This is a genomic window from Nostoc sp. DSM 114167 (genome assembly GCF_052692655.1).
The window spans coordinates 5,310,324-5,332,115 of sequence record NZ_CP195116.1; the positions used below are offsets into that span (position 1 = coordinate 5,310,324).

The 21,792-nt window shown below is 42.0% G+C and carries 18 protein-coding genes and 1 pseudogene; 4 read left to right on the forward strand and 15 right to left on the reverse strand.

What is annotated here, in order from left to right; all coding sequences use genetic code 11:
• Window positions 1-743: 743 nt before the first annotated feature.
• The 3 genes from ctaD to fdxB all read right to left on the reverse strand — a co-directional run bounded on the left by ctaD (window position 744) and on the right by fdxB (window position 4,466).
• A complete protein-coding gene (ctaD, locus tag NSTC731_RS22685) occupies window positions 744-2,432 on the reverse strand; it encodes a cytochrome c oxidase subunit I (RefSeq protein ID WP_445626903.1) in 1,689 nt (562 codons plus the stop codon).
• Window positions 2,433-2,661: 229 nt separating this feature from the next.
• On the reverse strand, window positions 2,662-3,651 hold the full coding sequence (locus NSTC731_RS22690) for a cytochrome c oxidase subunit II (RefSeq protein ID WP_445626904.1): 990 nt from the start codon (window positions 3,649-3,651) through the stop codon (window positions 2,662-2,664).
• Between the two features lie 521 nt (window positions 3,652-4,172).
• Window positions 4,173-4,466: a ferredoxin III, nif-specific gene (gene fdxB, locus NSTC731_RS22695; protein ID WP_445626905.1), complete on the reverse strand. Its 294-nt coding sequence runs from the start codon at window positions 4,464-4,466 to the stop codon at window positions 4,173-4,175.
• A 1,011-nt stretch (window positions 4,467-5,477) separates the two neighbouring features.
• On the opposite strand from fdxB, the gene NSTC731_RS22700 reads away from it, so the two are divergent.
• Window positions 5,478-7,073 (forward strand): helix-turn-helix domain-containing protein, encoded by a 1,596-nt coding sequence (locus tag NSTC731_RS22700; RefSeq protein WP_445626906.1) that lies wholly within the window; start codon window positions 5,478-5,480, stop codon window positions 7,071-7,073.
• A 151-nt stretch (window positions 7,074-7,224) separates the two neighbouring features.
• Here NSTC731_RS22700 and NSTC731_RS22705 read toward each other — a convergent pair whose 3' ends face one another.
• Window positions 7,225-8,208, reverse strand: a complete 984-nt coding sequence (locus NSTC731_RS22705) for a sucrase ferredoxin (protein WP_445626907.1) — start codon at window positions 8,206-8,208, stop codon at window positions 7,225-7,227.
• Window positions 8,209-9,311: 1,103 nt separating this feature from the next.
• Between NSTC731_RS22705 and NSTC731_RS22710 the strand changes: the two genes are divergently transcribed.
• Window positions 9,312-10,064 carry a Mut7-C RNAse domain-containing protein gene (locus NSTC731_RS22710; RefSeq protein ID WP_445632147.1) on the forward strand — a complete coding sequence of 251 codons (753 nt, stop codon included), beginning with the start codon at window positions 9,312-9,314 and terminating at the stop codon, window positions 10,062-10,064.
• A gap of 4 nt (window positions 10,065-10,068) precedes the next feature.
• Here the strand turns inward: NSTC731_RS22710 and NSTC731_RS22715 are convergent, their stop codons facing one another.
• Window positions 10,069-10,287: a hypothetical protein gene (locus NSTC731_RS22715; RefSeq protein WP_445626908.1), complete on the reverse strand. Its 219-nt coding sequence runs from the start codon at window positions 10,285-10,287 to the stop codon at window positions 10,069-10,071.
• Between the two features lie 245 nt (window positions 10,288-10,532).
• Between NSTC731_RS22715 and NSTC731_RS22720 the strand changes: the two genes are divergently transcribed.
• Entirely contained in the window at window positions 10,533-11,507 is a 975-nt protein-coding gene (locus tag NSTC731_RS22720; protein WP_445626909.1) for an ROK family protein, read from the forward strand.
• Between the two features lie 20 nt (window positions 11,508-11,527).
• Window positions 11,528-12,169, forward strand: a complete 642-nt coding sequence (locus tag NSTC731_RS22725) for an HAD family hydrolase (RefSeq protein ID WP_445626910.1) — start codon at window positions 11,528-11,530, stop codon at window positions 12,167-12,169.
• Between the two features lie 73 nt (window positions 12,170-12,242).
• On the opposite strand, the gene proB is transcribed toward NSTC731_RS22725, so the two are convergent.
• The 10 genes and pseudogenes from proB to NSTC731_RS22775 all read right to left on the reverse strand — a co-directional run bounded on the left by proB (window position 12,243) and on the right by NSTC731_RS22775 (window position 21,525).
• Window positions 12,243-13,352, reverse strand: coding sequence for a glutamate 5-kinase (gene proB, locus NSTC731_RS22730; RefSeq protein WP_445626911.1), 1,110 nt, complete (start codon window positions 13,350-13,352; stop codon window positions 12,243-12,245).
• A gap of 287 nt (window positions 13,353-13,639) precedes the next feature.
• A complete protein-coding gene (locus NSTC731_RS22735; protein ID WP_445626912.1) occupies window positions 13,640-14,179 on the reverse strand; it encodes a YqeG family HAD IIIA-type phosphatase in 540 nt (179 codons plus the stop codon).
• A 53-nt stretch (window positions 14,180-14,232) separates the two neighbouring features.
• Window positions 14,233-14,859, reverse strand: a pseudogene (locus NSTC731_RS22740) (hypothetical protein).
• A gap of 227 nt (window positions 14,860-15,086) precedes the next feature.
• Window positions 15,087-15,659: a DUF3727 domain-containing protein gene (locus tag NSTC731_RS22745; RefSeq protein ID WP_322682818.1), complete on the reverse strand. Its 573-nt coding sequence runs from the start codon at window positions 15,657-15,659 to the stop codon at window positions 15,087-15,089.
• Between the two features lie 146 nt (window positions 15,660-15,805).
• Window positions 15,806-16,282 (reverse strand): Holliday junction resolvase RuvX, encoded by a 477-nt coding sequence (gene ruvX / locus NSTC731_RS22750; protein ID WP_445626913.1) that lies wholly within the window; start codon window positions 16,280-16,282, stop codon window positions 15,806-15,808.
• Between the two features lies 1 nt (window position 16,283).
• Window positions 16,284-17,540: a GNAT family N-acetyltransferase gene (locus tag NSTC731_RS22755; protein WP_445626914.1), complete on the reverse strand. Its 1,257-nt coding sequence runs from the start codon at window positions 17,538-17,540 to the stop codon at window positions 16,284-16,286.
• Between the two features lie 208 nt (window positions 17,541-17,748).
• On the reverse strand, window positions 17,749-17,955 hold the full coding sequence (locus tag NSTC731_RS22760; protein ID WP_322690484.1) for a hypothetical protein: 207 nt from the start codon (window positions 17,953-17,955) through the stop codon (window positions 17,749-17,751).
• 124 nt (window positions 17,956-18,079) lie between these two features.
• Window positions 18,080-18,571: a hypothetical protein gene (locus NSTC731_RS22765; protein WP_445626915.1), complete on the reverse strand. Its 492-nt coding sequence runs from the start codon at window positions 18,569-18,571 to the stop codon at window positions 18,080-18,082.
• Between the two features lie 182 nt (window positions 18,572-18,753).
• On the reverse strand, window positions 18,754-20,895 hold the full coding sequence (locus NSTC731_RS22770; RefSeq protein ID WP_445626916.1) for a pentapeptide repeat-containing protein: 2,142 nt from the start codon (window positions 20,893-20,895) through the stop codon (window positions 18,754-18,756).
• Window positions 20,896-21,186: 291 nt separating this feature from the next.
• Window positions 21,187-21,525 (reverse strand): hypothetical protein, encoded by a 339-nt coding sequence (locus NSTC731_RS22775; RefSeq protein ID WP_445626917.1) that lies wholly within the window; start codon window positions 21,523-21,525, stop codon window positions 21,187-21,189.
• Window positions 21,526-21,792 lie beyond the last annotated feature (267 nt).

Consider the following 21,792-nt stretch of genomic DNA (forward strand, 5'->3'; position numbering starts at 1 on the left):
TCATGTTTGTTTAACGTGAGTTCGATGAACCTCTCCCGGACAGCCTCCCTCTCCCACGGAGAAAGGGAGGAGCAACGAGGAGAATTAGGGTTTTGGCTCCCCTCTCCGTGTCGGAGAGGGGCTGGGGGAGAGGTCAAAATAGCACTCGTCGAACTCACGCTTGTTTAGCCAAACTCTTGACTTGTTCAGGAATTTTGAAAATTCCGAGTTTCGTGTTCTGAATTCGGGCGTCCGTTTATTGAATTCGGGCGGCCGTTTGTTGAATTCGGGCGTCCGTTTGTTGAATTCGGGCGGCCGTTTGTTGAATTCGGGCGTCCGTTTATTGAATTCGGGCGGCCGTTTGTTGAATTCGGGCGGCCGTTTGTTGAATTCGGGCGGCCGTTTATTGAATTCGGGCGGCCGTTTGTTGAATTCGGGCGTCCGTTTATTGAATTCGGGCGTCCGTTTATTGAATTCGGGCGTCCGTTTTCTGAATTCGGGCGTTCGTTTAGGGACTTCCAGAAAATAAATTATCCAATTTACTCAGATCGTATTTTTCTTTCTCCCCCTGCCCCCTGCTCCCGTTCGGCTACGCTCACGGCAAGCCTGCCCCCTGCCTACACCAAGATCGGATATTTTATTTAGTTGGAAGTCCCTTATTGAATTCGGGCGTTCGTGTTCCAAGCTTGGAGTTTCGAGTTTTTAAATCTAATGACTAGAAGTTTCAGTGGCTTTGAGTGCGATCGCATCACTCACTCTACGAACTAAGCACTAGCTTCTGGCGTTGCTGATGACTGTAATTCAGTTCTATGCTCTTGACCGTAGTCATAAGGGCCATGAGTGACAACCGGCAACACTTCCCAGTTTTCAATTGCAGGTGGTGAGCTTGTTGTCCATTCTAAGGTCAAACCTTGCCAAGGATTATCACCAGCCAAAGGCCCTTTCAGCCAACTGTAGATTATGTTGATGGTGAAAGGAATTACCGATACCGCCAAAACAAATGAACCAAAGGTACAAATTTGATTGAGGTCGATAAATTGGGGGTCATACATTGCCACTCTTCGCGGCATTCCCTTTAAACCCAACTCGTGCATCGGTAAAAAGGTCAGATTAGTGCCGATGAAAGTCAGGGCAAAGTGAATGCGTGCCAAGTTTTCATTCAGCATTCGTCCGGTCATTTTGGGGAACCAGTGATAAATGCCGGCGTAGATGCCAAACACGGAACCGCCAAACAGAACGTAATGGAAATGTCCGACTACATAATATGTGTCGTGGACGTGAACATCAAAGGGGGCTGTTCCCATCGTCACACCACTTAAGCCGCCCATGACAAACATGGACAACAAGCCAATGGCGAAAAGCATCGCACCTGTGAAGCGGATTTTACCACCCCAAAGGGTAGCAACCCAGGCAAAAATCTTCACGCCAGTGGGAACTGCAACGATAAGAGTGGAGATGGTAAAGAACATCCGCATCCAACCGGGTGTGCCACTGGTGAACATGTGGTGTACCCAGACGAACAAACCGACAACGCAGATGGCTACACTAGAGTAAGCGATCGCTTTATAACCAAAGATTGGTTTGCGGGAGTGAACTGGAATTACCTCGGACATAATGCCGAAGATGGGCAGAATCATTAAATATACTGCCGGGTGAGAATAAAACCAGAACAAGTGTTGATAAATTACAACGTTACCACCTGCATCTGGTTTAAAGAAGGATGTGCCAAAGTTGAGGTCAAACAACAGCAGCACTAAACCGGCTGCTAATACAGGTGTGGAGAGAAGCGCCAGCAGAGAGGTTGCCAAGATTGCCCAGCAAAATAGGGGTACTTGATCCCATTTCATGCTAGGAACCTTCATCATCAAAATGGTGATTACAAAGTTCAGCGAACCCAAAATTGAAGAAGTTCCCACCAAAACGATCGCAAGTATCCACATACTTTGAGCAATTGGTGCTGTCACTAAGCTCAAAGGTGGGTAAGCTGTCCAACCAGATTGGGAACCGCCGAAAATGAAACTACCTAAAATGAGCGCACCTGCTGGGGGATTTAACCAAAAGGCGATCGCGTTTAGCTTCGGGAAAGCCATATCCCTGGCACCAACCATCAATGGCACCAAATAGTTACCAAATCCCCCAATGGCGCTAGGAACAATCCACAGGAAGATCATAATCGTCCCGTGATTGGTCATGAAAGCGTTATACAGATTGGGGTCGAGTACGTCTGCATCTGGTGTTGCTAATTCGACACGGAGAGCAACAGCCATCAGTCCGCCGATGAGATAAAACACAAACGCCGTCACCAGGTATTGGATACCAATAACCTTGTGGTCAACATTAAATGTAAAATAGTCCTGCCATTTCCACGCCTTCGGATGCGAAGTGTGGCCAGTCACCATTTCCGGTTTCTTTTCGTCTGGTGGAGTATTCCGGGGAAATTCTACCTGTGTCATATTTTTGTCCTTTGTCCTACCCTGCGGGAAGCCGCAGAAGCGTCTATGTCATTTGTCCTTTGTCCGTTGTCATTTGTCACTTGTACTGAGCGAAGCCGTTGGCGTGGTCACTGAGCGAAGTCGAAGTGCAGCCTCTCCAAGAGTTGTATTTGTCATTTGTCCGTTGTCATTTGTCCGTTACCAATAACTAATGACCAATGACTAATAACTAATGACCAATGACCAATGACTAATGACCAATGACCAATGACTCTAGAGTTGCTGCACTAATTCCCATCTCATGGGTGTGGGGTGCGAGAAACTCTGATGTTGATAAGTCGGCTGGATTAACAGCAACGACTTGATTTAGGTTTTGTCGTTGAGCAAGCTGATTTTCTGTCCGCCAGCTATCATATTCTTCTGGCGTGTGGACAATTACCTGTGTCCGCATTGAACCGTGATAACCACCGCACAACTCAGCACAAACTACGGGATATGTACCTGGTTTGGTGGCGACAAATCGCAGTTCGGTAGGGATACCGGGAAGTGCATCTTGTTTCAAGCGGAAGTTTGGCACCCAGAATGAGTGAATTACATCTTGTGCTGAAAGGTTGAGTTGCACATCAGCACCAACGGGTATGTGTAATTCCCCAGAACTAATGCCGCTATCAGGGTAATTAAATAACCAGGCGTATTGTATGCCTTTGACATCAACAACTAAATCGGCTGGTTTATTTAGGGTTTTGGGAGACGCGCCAATACCAATTGTTGGGGCTATTGCTGGGGCAGTTGTTGCTTCAGAAGCATCGCTGAGTGTAGCAGCGATTGCAGTTCCCGACTTATGAGCAACATGAGCAGCTGAATGAGGATGACCAGCAGGCTCAAAACCGCCCATTCGGTTAAAAACATCTACGCTGTAGATGCCCAAACCGAGGACAATTACTGTAGGAATTGCTGTCCAAAAGATTTCTAAGGGAACGTTGCCTTCGATTGGCAAACCATCGGTATCATCACCGCGACGGCGACGAAACTTGACCAAAAAAACTATAATTGTTCCTTCTACCACCAAGAAGAGTGCGATCGCAATGGTAAACATGACGTTGAAAAAACCGTCTACCAAAGGCGCTTGTAACGATGCCTGCACCGGCATGAGTGTGTGGTTGTGACCGATCCAAATACTGATTGCTGTAACTACTATCCCAGCAACCAGAGTCCATAGTGAAACAGGAACTTGTTGCATACATGCTACCTGTGTAAACAGTCTTTTGAGGTGTTATTTTCTGAGTTTAGGTTTTAGGGGAGAGGTTATAGGTTACAGGTTATAGGAATTCATCTATTCCCTGTAACCTGCACCCTATTCCCTTGTTCTTTCCCCATTCTCTATTTCCTTTTCACTTATTAACTTTCTAACGTGTAGCCATAAAAAATGGGGGAAACTTCCAGATTTTTTCCATATCTTTCCCCCAAAAAATGACAAATTATAGTTGAACTCATACCACAAAGTTAGCCCCCTGCTTTCACAAAAGCTAGTTGTTCTAAGAGGGCACTGTTAGACCTAATATTGATTAGGCTATATTAGCAGCAAGTTTAAATTTGTTAATAGCTAACATTTTGCGATTTACGGATTTGTTTACTATGAACTTTTTATTAGTTACAGTAAATATTTAGTATTCCCCTCAAGTTACCTTGCCTAGCGCATTTGCGCTTTATTCAAACAGTGCCTCCTGTGACGAACAACAATTTTGACTAACTCCAAAAACCTTAATTATTTAAAGCAACGTGGGTGTAGCAGTTCTTTGGACAAATCCGCGAACAAGCTTCACAACCAATACAGTTGTCTGGAGAAGTAACTGCCATTACTTTCCGTTCAATTTCATCATCATCTTCATCTTCCACAAATTCACCTTCTTCATTGAGTGCCTTCAAACCAAGCACATTGTATCCGCATACCTTAATGCATCTGCCACAGCCGATACATTTGTCCTTGTCGATTTCCTGAGCAAATTTTGGTGTCCATGCCTTACCGCCAAATGTCAAACCTGTTAGTTGTGCCATGAATAAATCCTCAGCAATTTTGCCTGTCTATCTGTTTGTACATTAATCATCATATTATCCTAATCTTTTATTGTTTTATATTCAAAATTTACTTTTACCACATTAACTTTCGATGACTTTGAACACAACGAAGAATTGTTTTTTCTGTCAATTTATAGATCGAACTTATTGCTAATGATTCTTATCGGTAAAAGGGTAAAGAGGAAAGGGGAAAGGTTTTGAATACATCCTTTTCCCAATACCTCCAAACCCATTCCCCAGACCACAAGGAAAGTGAAAAATGCTTATCCGAACCGTATTGTATACCTGCCGATTTAACTATTATTTACAGCAAATGCAACTATATCTCTAAGAATAATGATATTTTTTTTCAAATATTTATAGACTTGAGGAAATAAATTTAGATAAACAGTATATATGTATACCAAAATAAATGTTCGCCATTGACATTTTGATATATGCAATATGTATTTTAGAAAGCAACAATTTTCCAGTTATTTTGATTTAAATATTTAAATAAATGATGACAAAGGAATATTTTGATTTCATCTGAATACACAAAATTAATTTATAAAGGAACTGTAAAGTTGATGGCAGAATACGATCGTGCCTTAAATATTAAAATTATTAACAAATCAGAGTAAGCTCAAGTATAGGAGGCTCGAAGATTGACGAAAAACATTTTGTATAAGATTTTATCGTCAAAACTAAAATGTTCATCAAGTACTAAATTAAATAAACGTAAAGATTTTTTCTAGGCTCAATCCGAACAAATTAATTATTTTGCTCATGAAATGTATAGTTAATCAGAAGTTTTATTAGGCTATTTTTTAAACTTTAAATAGCTTGCAGTTAGATGCGAATTTAACAAGTGGATGTGGAAATGGAATGTGGTGAGAAAAAATTATTCTCACTAGAAATATTGTGTGGTAGCGAGTCATGAATAAACAGGACTCATCCAGGGGAGACCTGAGCCAGACATCTCAACGATTAGAGTGGGAAAAGAGCCAAATGCCTTATACAATTCCTAACAACAGTTGCGTTGGATGTGACAACTGCCGCCCCCAATGTCCTACGGGTGCAATCAGAATAGAAGACAATGAATACTGGGTCGATCCTGGTCTTTGTAATAATTGTGAGGGCTATTATTCACAACCGCAATGTGTAATAGCTTGTCCAACTAATTCTCCGATTCCTTGGCAGGCGAAAAAGGGAAGATGCAAAGTTGAACCGAGAGATGCTAGCAGCTTAGACTTATTTTCTAATGGCAAGAATAATCCATTTGCTTCAGCGATCGCAATTTGGGAAGCTTGTAATGTATTAGCGCAGCGCACATCCCTACCCTGGGAAACCGATGAAGAAGGGTACATCAGTTATAGCCGACAAGTTAATCAAGGGCGAGGTGCGATCGCTTTTCATATCCAAGATCCTTTCAAAGTGAACGACAAGGCCACAGATATAGCAGCAATTGAGGGACTTGACATTAGAGCCGCTTGCATACATCTAATTTTTGCAGCTTATGCTACAGCTTTAGAGCAACCTTGGGAGCAAGAATTTGCGATCGATGAGCGACAAATCGAGAAATATTTGGGGATGGAGAAACGCAAAGACTTAAGCAAAGCTGCCAAGTTAGCTTTAATGAAAAATATCGTTCAGCAAGCTTGCTCCCTAATTATCTCCATTGACTGGCCCCAACAAGGTCGAATTAACGGATTCTCTCTTGTCGGCAGCCGCTTATGGCACTTAGTAGATATTCAGCACCACTTCCAGGAAGATAATCTCGGATGCAAATATCTGATCGGGCTAACTTTTAAAGTCAAAGCAGGCTTATGGGCGCAATATTTCTTAAACAAACAAGCATGTAAAGAGCGAACCGCATTCTATCAATACGGCAGTCTCCCCAAAACGCTGCTAACCACAGTTATGAGTATTTGGCAGCAACATGAAGGCGCAGTTCGACTAATGCTGTGGTTGCTGTTTAAAACCAAAATGGGCAAGGAACAACGCATCACCATTCCTACCTTGCTGCGTATTGCTTACGGTGAGGAAAAAGTCGCCCTTGCATCCAGACAACGGGAAGAACGTAAACGTCTGCTGCGAACTTTTGAAAGCGATTTGGAAATTCTCAATCACTATGGAATGAAACCACTTTTCGATCCAGTTACTTATCCACCAGAAATTCAACCTTTGTGGGCGAAATTAATCGATCTTCCCGAAGATCCAGATGAAGCATTAGAATTTTGGACTAATGACGGTGGTGCTGAAACTCGCCTCACAGATACAGGCCCCCGTGGTAAATGGAATCTGCTCATGAATGCGCGGATTTTGGCTTTTGAACTCCCGCCAGAATGGGAACAGCAAATCTCAGAATCGGAAAAAAAGAAAACAAGAACTACTAAAGCCAAAAAGAAGCCCAAAGCTACAAACGATTTGCTAGGCGAACAGATTTTGCAGGCGCGAAAAAATTTAAATCTTTCCCAAAGAGAATTGGCAAAACTCACAGGTAAAAGCCAAAGCTGGATTCGAGATATCGAGAATGGTCGTTTAAAAGCCAAATTAGAAGACCAAATACTGTTACGAAAAGTCTTAAATATGGCTTCATCTTAATTGAGAATTTAAACGCAAAGAAGCGCAGAGGAAAGCGCAGAGGAACACAGAGATTTTATTAATAATTTGTGCAGCGTTATAGTAAATACAGCAATACTTTGCGTACCTCTGCGCTTCCCTTAGCGTCCCTCTGCGTTTAAAAACTCTCTCTCTACTTCTGTGTACTATAACTCATCACCTTACTAGAAGTAATCCAAAAACTACCGACAGCATATTTAGTAACTACCAACTCTCGTGTAGCATTGCATGAACTTTTCAGTTGTTGAGTCTTCGTTTCATCTTTCACAAGTTTAGCCTGGTAAGTATAGAGAGAACCACAAGGTTGTTCAAAACTAATTTCAGCTAAAATAGTACTATTGTCCAAACTTTGCTCTAAGATTTTTCCTGCAACTTTGTAATTAAACCAATCCCATCCTTTATAGAGAATTAGCTCTCTTTCCAAAACCTGAAGTGCAGCAGGCAGAATTCCCCAGCCTCGATAGACTTGATGTAAGCATTGAATATCGCCAGTACGAGTCAAAATCGATCTAAATAAATCTCGATCGAGACGACCGTAGTATCTTCCTTCTGGCAAGTCTATAACTGTTGGTGCAAACCGATGTCCACCAAAGTGCGATGATTTCCAAATTCGCACATTCTCTAAGCACAAATCGGCATTACTCGCTGTTATTTGGAAGTAAAAAGGAGCGCCATATCTCGCACAACACTTATCATGGCTGCCGTGGGTACAAACTAAAATATCTCTAGTTTTACTAGTTTCTACTTCCAAATTAGAATCGATACCCCATATCCATTTTTGGACAACTCCTGCTACTTGCTCAATATTTGCTAGCTGAAACTCCTGTTTATGGTATCCATTACTTAGCCCCTCTTCTTTTTGATAAATCAAAAGTGTAGTGTGATTTACCTTATGTGATAAATCATTAGCAATGAGGAGAAATCTAATCGGCAGTTTTGCACGCTTCACTTCTTCTACCAAAATCCTCAAATTCTGAGGCACCCACTTGGAGTTAAAGGCTTCTGATGTCCAAGGTAAAGGACACTCAATTAAAATATAAGTTTGATAATTGGTGGCACTACCAATAACATCTTCTCCTACTTGCCGCGAATCATCAGAACAAAAAAAAGTATTCATCTCGCTGTACTCATTAGCATATTTTATGGACAAAAGGTATTACAAAATACAATTGTGTTCTTAACTACAATATCCTTGGTTCAAGGAGATAAAAAAGAACAATATTCATTTCTGAGTTAAAACTAGGTAGCCACTTTATAACATCATTATCGATTGAGGTCTTCCCGGTTAATAAATTCTCCACAATAAAGATAAATAGTGTCAAGAGATATTTTTCCGTATGAGTGGCGTTAATTTTGTATCTAGTTTTATTGTTATTTGGTATTTAATAAATTTTCATTAGCGGAAACTCAGTTTTTCTGAACTTGGTCTCTTTGGCAAAATCAAATATATTAAACCTAGTACATAGACGCAAAGCGACTGGGAGAGTTACCGACGATTAACTTGCTTACAATCTTGATGTAGCTGATACTACAATCAAAAATGTTCCTAGTAGCAATCTAGTTGTTTAAAGTTTTGCTGAAATTATCTACATAGCTAATTACATATCCTGTTTTTACATATAAAGATATAATTCTGTATCGATTATCTTACAAATATATTCCTAAAGGGAGATGCGGAAACATTTAATAAACAGCGCTCGCTTTGGTAAGCCAATACTGTTTTCAGACTTCTTCCCCACTATCTGCTTTCAATTTATCTATCGAATTATCCATATTGCAAATAATTCTCAATAGCTTGAGAAAATAAAAAAAGTCAAACTAGGGGTAAATGCTTTACTTCCCCTTACTCCACCTGCGATAAGTTAATAATTAAAAGTAGTGACTAATTATTAGCACTGTCACTGACATTAACATTAACAAATTTGGTATTTAGCGTTTTACCTAATCTAACTTCCCGAAGTTTGTGTCAGGGTTTGATGATAGGCATCTGCTTTGACTGTAACTGAAGTCAATAAGAAATGCAAGTTTTTAAGATTCTTTATGACTTCTTTACAGTTTGTTGCCTCTAGGACATTGCTTAAATCAAGGTGAACAGGCATTTCATAGTAAGATAACCTACTACAACAAGCATTGATAGTTTCAATATAATAGATAAAGTTTTGCAATTGTGACAAATTGTTGCTAGTAAAGGCGCACTTACTAGTCCAAATATCTGTAGCTATGGCGATCGCATATTTCTACTTTCACGCAGAATTGAATCATTTTTTACCACGGCATCACAAACAGGTGAGAATCTCTCATGTGTTTGAGGAAAAAGCCTCTATTAAGGACATGATTGAGTCGTTGGGTGTCCCTCATCCAGAGGTAGATTCGATAAATGTTAATGGTGAATATGTAAATTTTTCTTACATAGTTTCTGATGGAGACACTATCAATGTTTATCCAATTTCAGCTAGGAATGTTATTATACCAAGCGTTTCTCTTCTGCCAAAACCACTCAGTATTGTCCGTTTTGTTGTAGATATTCATTTAGGGAAGCTGGCGACATCTTTACGACTTTTAGGTTTTGATACTTTATACCGCAATGACTACGAGGACGATAAATTAGCCCAAATATCGTACACTCAAGCGCGGATTCTCTTGACTCGTGATAAAGGTCTATTGATGCGTAGTTTGGTAACGTATGGGTATTACGTTAGAAACACTAACCCCGAACAACAAATCCTAGAAGTACTGCAACGCTTCGACTTGTTTGAATTAATCTCACCATTTAAACGGTGTTTGCGTTGCAATGGATTATTAGAACCTGTAGATAAGCAATCCATTATTGAACAAGTGCCAGAAAAGGTGCGATCGCAGATTGATGAATTCCAGCGTTGCCAAGACTGCGATCGCATTTATTGGAAAGGTTCGCATTATGAACGATTACAACAGTTTATTGATGGAGTACTCAACTCACAAAAACGTGAGTAACTATTTACCCAGCTGAAATATTCCCACTGATTATTTGACTACCCCCGATTCTGGGATCTTCATCTTCGCGATTCAAATCATCAGGAGTGGGATTTTGCTTACTCTCTCCACTCACTTCTTCTGGTTCAATGGGATCTGCCTCTTGAGTATCAATATCAAGAGAGTCAGGAGGTTCTTTGGCATGAGAGAAATCGATAAGTGGATTGGGTTGCTCAGTAGTCATAAGTTGCTAAATAATAGTGTAGTTTTTTCTAGTGTTAAATGTATCTTGAGTGCAAACATCTTTCTGAAGAAAGAAACTACTAGTACGCCAAGGTAACGCAAGCGGGGTAAAGGGGAAGGGAGAAAGGGGAAAGAAAGGTTTTTTATCCCTTACCCTTTTCCCTTTAACCTTTACCCAACCTCCACCTAACAATTTTGGGTTGACAGACTACTACGTTGTGTGATGGTGTAATAAAAGGTGAGTGAATGACATTAATTTTAGCTCTCGATTTTGGCGGAACCAAGCTGGCAGCAGCAACAGCTAATATCGGTTCGAGAAAGTGGTTGCGTTATGAACGTCGTCTCTCGCCAGTAGGTGCAGATGCTAGCACTGACTTGGAAATGATGCGATCGCTCATTTACTCTTTGCTGCAAGACACAAAACCTGCTGCGATCGGTATTAGCTTTGGCGGCCCGGTTGATGCTTCCACAGGGACGGTGCGACTATCTCATCATGTGGCTGGATGGGAAAATATTCCTCTCAAAGCCTTGTTGGAGGATGAGTTTGGTGTTCCTGTTGGTGTAGATAATGATGCCAATGTTGCGGCTTTGGGCGAACACCATTTTGGTGCGGGACAAGGATACGATAGCCTATTTTACATCACTGTCAGCACTGGTGTGGGTGGCGGTTGGATACTCAACGGCCAGCCTTGGCGGGGTGCTGGTGGGATGGCTGGCGAAATTGGACATATCGTTGTAGATCCTGCTGGGCCACTTTGTTTGTGTGGGAAGCGGGGATGTGTGGAACGTTTGGCTTCGGGGCCTTATATGGCGCAAAATGCTAAGGACATATTGGAAAACGTACCGCCAAGTGGCCAAGTACACCAAGGAGGAGAAGTTTTGAGGGGTTTGGTGGGGGATGATTTAACAATGTTAACGGGACAGTTGGTAGCTGAAGCGGCGGCTGCTGGAGATGATTTGGCGAAGGAAGTTTTACACAAGGCTGCTTGGGCGCTGGGTGTGGGTATTGGCAATGTAGCAAATTTGATGAATCCGCAGCGCTTTGTGTTAGGAGGTGGGGTGATGAAAGCGGGGGAGGATTTTTGGCGGGTAGTGCGTCAGGTAGCGCGGGAGACGGCTTTGCCAGAAGTTGATTTTGAAATTGTGCCGGCGGTTCTAGGGGATGATGCACCTTTATGGGGGGCGGTGGCGATCGCTTCTATGACAATCTCGAATTTGTAAGTGAGTGAGGCGTGGAGCGCGTGCAAACAGAATTAGTTATTTTTGATTGTGATGGAGTGTTAGTAGACAGCGAGGGATTAGGCAATCGCGTTCTTGTGGAATTTGTCGCTGAGTTTGGACTTGCAATCAAACTTGAAGAAGCTATTTTGTTATTTAAGGGTTGCAAAATGGCTGATTGTGTTGCTGTCATTGAGCATAGACTTGGAAAAAAGCTGCCAGAAGATTTTGTAACTCAGCTTCGTACCCGTACTGCTGAGGCATTTGAGCGTGAACTACATCCTGTAGAAGGAATAGAAGCAGCTTTAGACAAGATTAATCTACCTATTTGCGTTGCTTCCAGTGGTCCACCGGAAAAAATTAAGTTAGCTTTGCGTGTAACTAACCTACTGCCTCGATTTGAAGGACGTATCTTTAGCTCATATCAAATTGAAAGCTGGAAACCAGCACCTGACTTATTCTTATATGCGGCTAAAAATATGGGGTTTCAAGCTGCATCTTGCACTGTTGTAGAAGATAGCGTTTTGGGTGTACGTGCGGGTGTTGCCGCTGGAATGAGAGTTTTAGGTTACACCGAGCAAAGTGAAGCTAATCTACTTGAGGCATCTGGAGCGCGTGTTTTTTATTCCATGCACCAACTGCCTTCTTTGTTGTCACACCATTAAACTTAATAATTATGAGTCTAATGTAAAAATTAACATCTCAGTTAATAGTCACAAAATTTATCTTATTTCCATTTTAAGTCAAAACCAAATTATCCCGATGAATCACGGTTTCTGCACCGACATATCCTAGAATTGTAGAAATTTCTCGTGAATGACGCCCACAAATCTTTTGCAATTCATTGCTGTTGTAATTCACAAGTCCTCTGGCAATTTCGTTACCGTTCGTGTCACACAATTGCACCGCATCCTGCGTGTCAAACTCTCCTTCTATCGCCTTAATTCCAGCTGCTAATAAGGATCTTCCTGCTAGAGAAATTGCCGCGATCGCTCCTTCATCTAAATACAATTTACCCGCAGGTACAAGTCCGTAAGCTATCCAACGTTTACGCGCCGAAGTTGGTTCGGGTTGCGGTTCAAAATGCGTCCCAATCAATTCGCCTTGGATAATTTTTTCGATATTCCGGGGAAATCGCCCTTGGGTAATTACGGTACGGACTCCCGCTGCGATCGCAATTCTCGCAGCCGAAATCTTTGTCACCATACCGCCAGTACCCCACTGAGAACCTTGGGAACCTGTTTGTATTTGTAATTGAGTTAATTCCTTAATGCTACTCACTAAAGCGATCGGCCGCGCATCTGGTACGGAACGCGGATCGGCTGAGTATAGCCGATCGACATCGGTGAGCAAAAATAGCCAATCTGCTTCTACTAAGCTGGCAACCAATGCCGAAAGGGTGTCATTATCACCAAATTTTAGTTCGTCTATGACTACGGTATCATTTTCATTAACTACAGGGATAACTCCCAGTCCTAATAGTTCTTGAAAAGTATTGTAGGCGTTGAGATAGCGGCTGCGCTGTACCAAGTCACTGCGTGTCAGTAATACCTGAGCGATCGCTTGTTGCAAGGTAGTAAATAAATCATCATATATCCGAATTAACCGACCTTGTCCAACTGCTGCTACAGCCTGTTTGAGTGCGATCGCTTTCGGACGTTCAGTTAAACCCAATCGCGCACAACCCACACCGACAGCGCCAGAAGAAACCAAAATCACCCGATGTCCTTGGCGTCTTAAATGGCAAAGTGTTTCCGCCAAAGTAGCAATGGTAGAAAGTGCTAATTGTCCCGTTTCTGGTTGAGTTAGGCTGGAAGTACCGATTTTGACAACAATTGTTTTAGCCATTAGTCATTAGTCATTAATCATTGGTTATTAGTCATTGGTCATTAGTCATTGGTCATTAGTAACTGACGAATGACAACGGACAAATGACAAAGGACAAATGACTAAAGAAATTGTAAAGCGCCAATCCTTCTATAGTGAAGGTTGACGCTTTACGGAAGTATATTTACTTATTATGAGTTAGGATCTTTTTTGGCTGACCCCATGTTATTAATACTTATGATCCCCGATTTTTTGCTTCCAGTATGATTCCTTAACCATTTCTTTAGATTTACTTTCCTGACGATTTCTCAAGTTTTGTGAATCTTGGTTTTCTTGGGGGTAATAGAGGCTCCCAGAATTTCAGATATCCAAACTTCAAAGTTGCGGACGGGATGAGAGCGCAGAGCCGCATCAGCATGAACAATCGGTTCCACTAGAATGGTAAACATTCCCAGGCGATTACCTGCTAAAACATCGGTGAATAAGCGATCGCCTACCATCCCCACTTGATGCACTGGTAGATCCATTCCCCTCAGTGCGGCTCTAATTTTGCGTCGGGAAGGCTTGGCTGCACCCAAGTAGTAAGGTAAGTTGAGCGATCGCGCAATTCCACCAATTCGCGCTTCACTCAGGTTGTTACTCACCAAGCACAGTGCAGTACAGGTACGGATTTGCTCTACCCACTCTTGTAGTTCTGGGGAAGCTATCCCGACTGTAAAGGGTACTAAAGTTTCATCTACATCCAATACTAGCCCTTTAAGCCCGTATTTTTGGATAATATCTGGTGTTAGGTTCAACACTGAACCTTCTAAAATCAAATCAGGCTGTAAAAGATTGTTCCAGACCATAGTCAACAGTCAAATGTAGATAGCTAAGACAAATGAGCATAACCCAATATAGTTTAGTTAGTCGAACTCCATCCTGGAATGTCTCCCTGAACATTTTGAGATAAAATCCCTAAAATCTTATCTATTTCTTTGATGTAATAATTACTCAAATCAATAAATATATCCTTTCCTTCTAACTTCAAAAACTTCCAAATATCCCCTGTTGTTACCGCACCATAAATTTTTCTAATTTCATTTCATTCTTGTTGATTAAACAATTGCGCTGCCAACATTGCGGCTGCACATTAACCTAATCCACCTTTAATATTTTCATTTTTGGCTTCAATAATAACCACCACTGGCACATTAATTGTTAGCTGCTCTTTAGAACGACTGATGATAAAGTCACAGTATCCATTCAGACCTTTTTCTGCATCGACATTAAAATCTGTTCCCGAAAATAAGCTAATTGGATAACTCGCTCTGCGTCTTATCTCCAACAATATCGGAGTGATAATCATTTCTGAACGAGCTTTTTCAGTATTAATTGCTAAAGCCAGTTCTGTAGTTTCTTCTAAAAAATTTTTGAGTTTCTCACTTGCCTGTAAAGGTTGTATGTCAGCACATAAATCAGTTTCTTCATCAATGCAGATGCTGAATGACTTTTTAAATTTACTTAATGTAAAATCGCTATAAGTCATTTTCAGCACCTCATACCAATTTTAGATTTAGATAATGGAATTGAAAATCACGACCAAAATGCTTGTTCCATAATTTTAAACAATACTAATTGTCCCAATTTAGTGTCAATGTTTCATCGCTTCCACATTTTATAGGACATGGTAAAAGGTTTAGGTAGATTTTGATTACAATGAAAATTCCCAATTAAAAATTCAAAATGCAATATTTTCATTTTGAATTTTTAATCTTATTCCACTTCATTAAAAAGATGTTCTTCTAACAGAGGTTGCACTTTCCTAAACTCCTCTGGAGAAAGTAATTCTGGCTCACCTGTTTTTGTTATCCGTGCAAAAAACAACAGAGGATCTAGGGGTGTATAAATTGCATACTCCTGATCTTCTTCATAAAAGCTAGCAAGTAGCTGTAATTGTTCAGGCTCTAAATCTGCCTCTTCGTCTTCGATTTCTAAGGTGAAGAGTTCTGATTCTTCAACTGGTGGTAAATCACCTGCAACTGTCAAAGCATAAGCTGTGTTCTTCAGTACCAAGTTCTGCTCAGATAGTACAGCTTGGGCATTAGCAAAAATTTGCTCAATGATCGTGTCATCTTCTACCAGAACCGCTTCTTCTTCCTCACCATCACCTTCCCAAGAAAAAATTTCTACAGGTGAGTCTACAGGAAGAAGCAAAACGTATTCTTGTCCATCTACCTCTAGGGAATGCTCTATATAACAGTCGAGCGATCGCCCTTTGTCATCGGTTAAAGTGATGGAACCCGCATGAGCGTTATCATTTTCTTCAGGAAATGGAGAGGAAAACATAGCCGAAATGTAGAAATTTAATAAATACCAGCAAGTTTGAAAATCGCTTAACTATAGTGAATGACATATTATGATGTCAAACAAATAGCTTTATACGTAGATACAACTGCTGGCTAATCGTTTTCAGAATATCATGTTAAAAGGTATCAATATTCAATAGCCGCAATTGAGCTGCGAGAGTTGGCACGTTTAAGATCCAGCCATTGTTGCAAAATTAAAGCGGCTGCCTTGCGGTCAATTAAACCTTTATGGCGTGATGGGGAGCGGTTTTCAGCTATCAGCAGTTGCTCTGCTTGAAATGAAGTTAATCGCTCATCCATATATTCCACAGGCAAGTTTAGTGCTTTAGCAAGTCTTTTAGTAAATTTCTGAACTTGACGAGCCTGAAATCCTAGTGAGCCATCCATTGAATAAGGTAAGCCCATAACTAGAATTTGCACCTCACGTTCATTAACGATTTGTCGGATTTGCTCGACATCCTGCTCAAAAGATGTGCGTTCAATTGTAGCGATACCCGTGGCAATTAAACCCGTGCGATCGCATCCAGCCACACCAATCCGCTTGCGACCAAAATCTAGTCCCAACGCTGAAATAAAAGGTTTTGGTTGCTCTTGGGATATCACACTAATTCTCCTGCTGTCCATCTGCTGATTCAGTAATCGGCGATGTTTCTATGCTAGGGTTTTTTACCGGAAAGTTAATCGGTTCTGGCTTGATTGGCAGTGGTTTATCTGAGGATGGCAGTTTCCCTGGTTGTATCCATGACATCCCACCTGGTATAGGTTTACGAGTTGGTTGTAAACCTTGCAGCATATCAGTCCATTGGATTCCTTCTAAGGAGACAAATTTCGACTCTCGTAGCTTGTGCCACACAGAGCGAGACATCACTAATGTATGTTCTATGCGTTTTGCTCCAATTCGCTCCAAATATTCTTCTCGCTCTGCCTGATAGTCTGAGGAGGCTAGTTGTAACCCTTGCTGAGGAAAATCTTGGGCAATACGAGCCAGTTGAGATAGTAATTCTGGATAAAGCCAGGTGTAAGCAGGATGAACTGTCAGCGTTGCAGCATGGGGAACTTCACCTTTGCGATCGAGTTGCACCTGAAAATAGCCGATCGCAGCTTTGCGTTGCGGTTCAAATACGTAACCACTGACTACTTCTGTTTTGGTCAGCCATTGCTTCACTGCATCAGTTAAAGCGCCAAACAAACTGGTTTTAAAGTCGCGGGTATTGCGGTCAAAAACCTGACGTACCAAAGGTGGCATCGATGCCGTATCTAGTTGATATAGCAACTGGGCATCAGCATTACTTATAGGTAAGAGGTTGGGCAAGTCTGGCTCTGCTTGTGCCAATTCAGCCAGTAATTCTGACCCAATTTCCCAGTATGTCATTTCTGCTAGACGCTGGAATCCATTTTGTCGATATAATGCCAGCGCCTCTATGTCATTGATATTAACTTCCAGTAACCAAGTCCGAGCTTCCAGAATCGATTCAAAGCAATGACGCAAAAGTGGCGAACCAATTCCTTGTTTATCAACACCACGCTCTAGCAACACTCGATCGATCCGCCAAGTGCTACGTGTGCGGTTAAAGGGTGACACTTGAATCATTCCTAAAAGTGTCCGCCCTTGCTCTGCAACAAAAGCACAAAGGCGATACTGTAGCGGGTTAGGAAACCAACTTAAAAATTTGAGTAATCCATACCAACGACGCAGCCTTTGCATCTGGCTGATGGCAAAACCTGCTCCCTTCGGAGTAAGGGCTGCTAATGACTCTTGAGTTATGCGCTCAATTCCGTCCAGATCCCGATATTGGACTGGTCGGATAATAACGCTGAGGTTTCTGGGAAGTAATGAAGTCATTTTTATTCGAGCCGCCATTTAGCCTTAACTAACTGCTCTTCAAAGGAAGGAACTGCTGCAATAATCTTAACTAGTTTCTGCTCTCTACTATTGTGCCAAAAGGGTGATTTTAGTAACTTAATACTTAAAAAGCAGAAAAAGCAGACCTTGTGAGAACACCATTGGCATTGACCCAACAACATCTGCCCTTATTTTATTTGAATTTTGATTAAAATTTGTATATATTTTATAACCCTTGCCGAGAAACTAGCTTTTCAAAGTTGGCTTGGGTTTGATGGAGTAATTGGTGGCGACTATCTACCAGTGTTTGCTTCAGCGTTGGAACAAGATTACGAGCTTGCAGAGTCATGTGAAGTTGCAAGTTGGCAACATATTCACTGAAATCTTGATTCATTTCATCTGCGCCCGCATCCGTTAATAAATTTGATTCCATTGCCACTGTGTTCTCCTGTGTTAATCCTGTGCTGTCTCTCTTCATGACCAAAAACTATCACGTTGTTTGGACTAACTTCTTAATTTGCAATGAAGTTTAACGCTTCTTAGGGATAACATGTCCCTTAAAATCTTAAACCAACGCCACCTTGTACGGAAATAGCTGTACCACTGCTATCTCGGTAGGCATCAAAAGCAATAATAGCATTGCCAAAAAGGACAGTATTGCTATTTGGGATCATATAATCAATACCCGGTTGTAAGGCAAAACTAATTTTGTCACCTACAGGAGAAGAATCACCGCCACCAGCTAAAACTAATCCCGCACCCAGGTAGGCATCAGCTTGCCAGTTGAGGGGTAAATCGTAAGAAACCGTTGGAACAACAGCCGTATTACTACCAATTAATACTTGAGCGCGGAGTGATATTGGTGCTTCCAAAAGCTTGTAGCGCCCCGCGATTACTCCCCCCAATTGGATACCATCGGTAAAACCAACAGTGGGGCCGATACCAATATAACTGCCATAAGCTACTTGAGCTTGTGCTGGTTTCGTACTCGCCAGACTCAAGATCAAACCAGCCCCTAAAACTGAAACCAAAGATGGAATATATTTCATAACCAACTCCTCACACCAATTTGTCATTTGTCATTTGTCATTGGGCATGGGGCATGGGGCATGGGGCATGGGGCATTGGCATAGGTTATTCTCCTTGTCTCTTTGTCTTTTTGTCCTTGATTTCCCTCATCTTCCCCTGCTCCCTGCTCCCTGCCCCTCTGCTCCTCTGCCTCCCTCTCATTCTACGGGCAACGGGGATGAATGCCTCCTTGAGTACAAATGTATGCTAATTGCTTGGCATCTAAATTTTTGGCTTGAGAAAAATCAACCCCTTGGACTACGGCAGATACTGAGCCTAAATCTGGGGTTTGGACAAATTGATCTGCTGGATCTTGTTTGCTAGGAGCGAGAATTGCTCCTTTAAAATCTGCTCCAGCAACGTTTGCCCCTCGTAAATCTGCAAGACTCAGGTCAGCATTTTGCAAGTTAACGTTTTCCATTTGGGCAGAACGTAAAACAGCACCAGTTAAACGAGTAGCGCTGAAGTTAGCATTGCTGAGATTAGCACGATCCAAATAAGCTCCTGATAAATCTGCCCCTTGCCAATCAGTGTTAATTAAGTTGGCAAAAGATAATTGCGTGCCGATCGCAGTGGCGCGACCTAAACGCGCTGCATACAGATTGGCTTCGTTCAATTTAGCATCGCCTAAATCAGCCCCAGTCAAGCTAGCTTTTTCCAAAACTGCGTTTCGCAGATCGGCTCCTACTAGTTGGGTGCTGTTGAGTTTAGCATCATATAGACGCGCGTTGGATAAATTGGCTCTGTTAAGAGTGGCACGACTCAAATCGATGCGGTTCATCAAGACGCGACTGAGGTTAGCATCAGTAAGATTAGCTTGCTGCAACTGAGCTTGGCTTAAATCAGCCATTACATCGTCGTAGGTATCCCAGCGTCCATCTTCACCTACACTCCGAAAGCGGGTACCCTTAAAGCTGGCTTGGTTAAGATTTGCAGATTTAAACTTAACTCCTGATAAATCAAGATTGTCCAGTACCAAGTTGAAGAAAGAACTTCCTGGAGTACCGCTTTGACCTAATTGGGTTCTACTAAGGTCAACACCGTCGATTTTTTTACCGCTATAAACAGAGAGAATCTTGTTGATTGTTCGTTGGTTTCTTTGTAACCGACCTTGGCGTAATTCCCGCTCTTTGGTTGCAGTGCTACCTACAGATTCCAGTTCGCTCACCAAAAACTGATTCTTATTTTTGAGTTCTGGGATGGCTTGGGGCCCGACAGTTGTCAAAGCTTGTTGAATTGTATCCAGAAGGCTGGGGTCAGTTTCGCTAACTAATAAATCCGCCAGAAATTTAATGGATTGTGGGTCATTAAGACCACCCATAGCCAGAATTGCACTTTGGCGTTGCTCATTAGTCGCCCCAGAGTTGGGAGTCAATTGTTTGACAAGTTCGAGGAATTGTTGGCTGTTGATTTGCTTGGTTGCTCGCTGGGATTGTTGAATTTGGATATAAACTTGAGTACCGATTAAAGTTGCCAGCACAGCAGTCATACTCGTTAGCCCTACCCCAAACAAAGTCAGATTGGGATTTTGCTGTATTCGCCGCCACAAATTATGCGATTGGCTGGTTCGATCTGCCGCTAATTCTTCTCCCTCTTGCCATTCTGCTGCTTCTTCATTACCGTCAGCAGACTGAGCTTGTCTGTTGCTAGCTAAAACTGCATCAATTGTATAAGTACCTGCGAGTCGATCGTGGAGTGCGCGACGCCCCCGACGGGACGGTAAGCCAATCCCTTCACCCACAATCATTAATAAAGACAAAAATGTGAATAATCCTAAATTGGGAAAAGCAAAGCTGTAGCGCCACAGCAGATAGGCAATGGAAATGGGTACAGTCCAACGCCCAACGCCTTCTCTGATCGCAACTGCCCCTAATCCGGGCGGCTTCCCTTGCTCGTTGACAACCCGCACTTTTAACCAACGTTTAGGAATTGTGCTACCAGTCTTAGCTAATAAATACAATTGCCACCACGAGAGAGTTACAGGCGCTAACAAGGCGATTGTCCACAAAATATTAGTCGGCCATGCTACGTTACGGATGCCATAGCTCACAGGTAGAGCTAGGGGTCTGGCGATCGCTCTTTCTGTGACTACCAGCACGGGGTTAAGCGGTACTCGGTTCAGATCGCTTCTAGAATTGGCATAGACACCAAGGCCGAAGGGAATCAACCCACTAGTCACCACTAGTGTAATTTCAGCCGCCCAAGCAGCAAAACGCCTACTTCCTAGTAGCAGCGAATTGGCTCTTTCCGATTTTTTTGACTGACCAGATTGATTACTAGTTCTTCTGACAATTGGTGACGTCATCGTATAATTTCCTTTGATATTATTTCTACGCCGCGATCGGCACAATTAAAATAGACTAAGCTCGTCAGCAAAAAGAAAAGCATATTGAAATAGGATTTAGGAGTTATGCAGCAGAATTCAGGAGTCTGAATAAGCTGCGCTAACAGAAATCAAATAGGCTTTATACCTAGTTTTGACACTTAGCTTGTGTACTTCAACTTCCTGGAAATCCTCTGTAAGTCAGAAGCCGTTTTTATTTCGGCTCCTGACTTTCATAACTTTGGGCAGAGTGCAAAGTAAATGCATATCAACTTATTGCTTACGTTGAAAGCTACCAGACACAAAAAATTTGTATCCAACATACACTAACACTGCCAAAAGTGCCAGACTGATTATAGATGCAACTAGTTTAAAAACTGCTTGCAGCATCGCCAAGCCTACTAGCACCGTCACACCTGAAACTACCAGCTTTTTTGCCCCAGATAAGCTGTTGAACCAAATCTGAAATCGCTCTAGTTGCAAGTTGAAGCTGGCAAAAATAGACTGAGGCGTTTGTTTTTGTTCTTGTGAAACCACCCCAGGCGGGGAATTAATCTCTGCCTCTAGCTGATTGAGACGCCGCTGTAAGTCTTCTTCTGGTTGAGGATTCATCAATCTTTCCTAACTCATTAGCATACTTATTCAACAATAGACTAACCAAATTCTATTTTTGGTGGTTGTCTTTGTGATTTTAGCTAATGTCTGTGGATGCAAGACCTTTCAGGCATCAATTGTAGAGACGTTGCAATGCAACCTCTCTACATACACCTATCAAATCTTCACAAATAATCCTTAACTGACTAGTATTACTTTATACGGCAGCTTTTGGAACCAAGAGGAATTGCTGTCGTCTATATAAATCGGACTGTATAACAATAT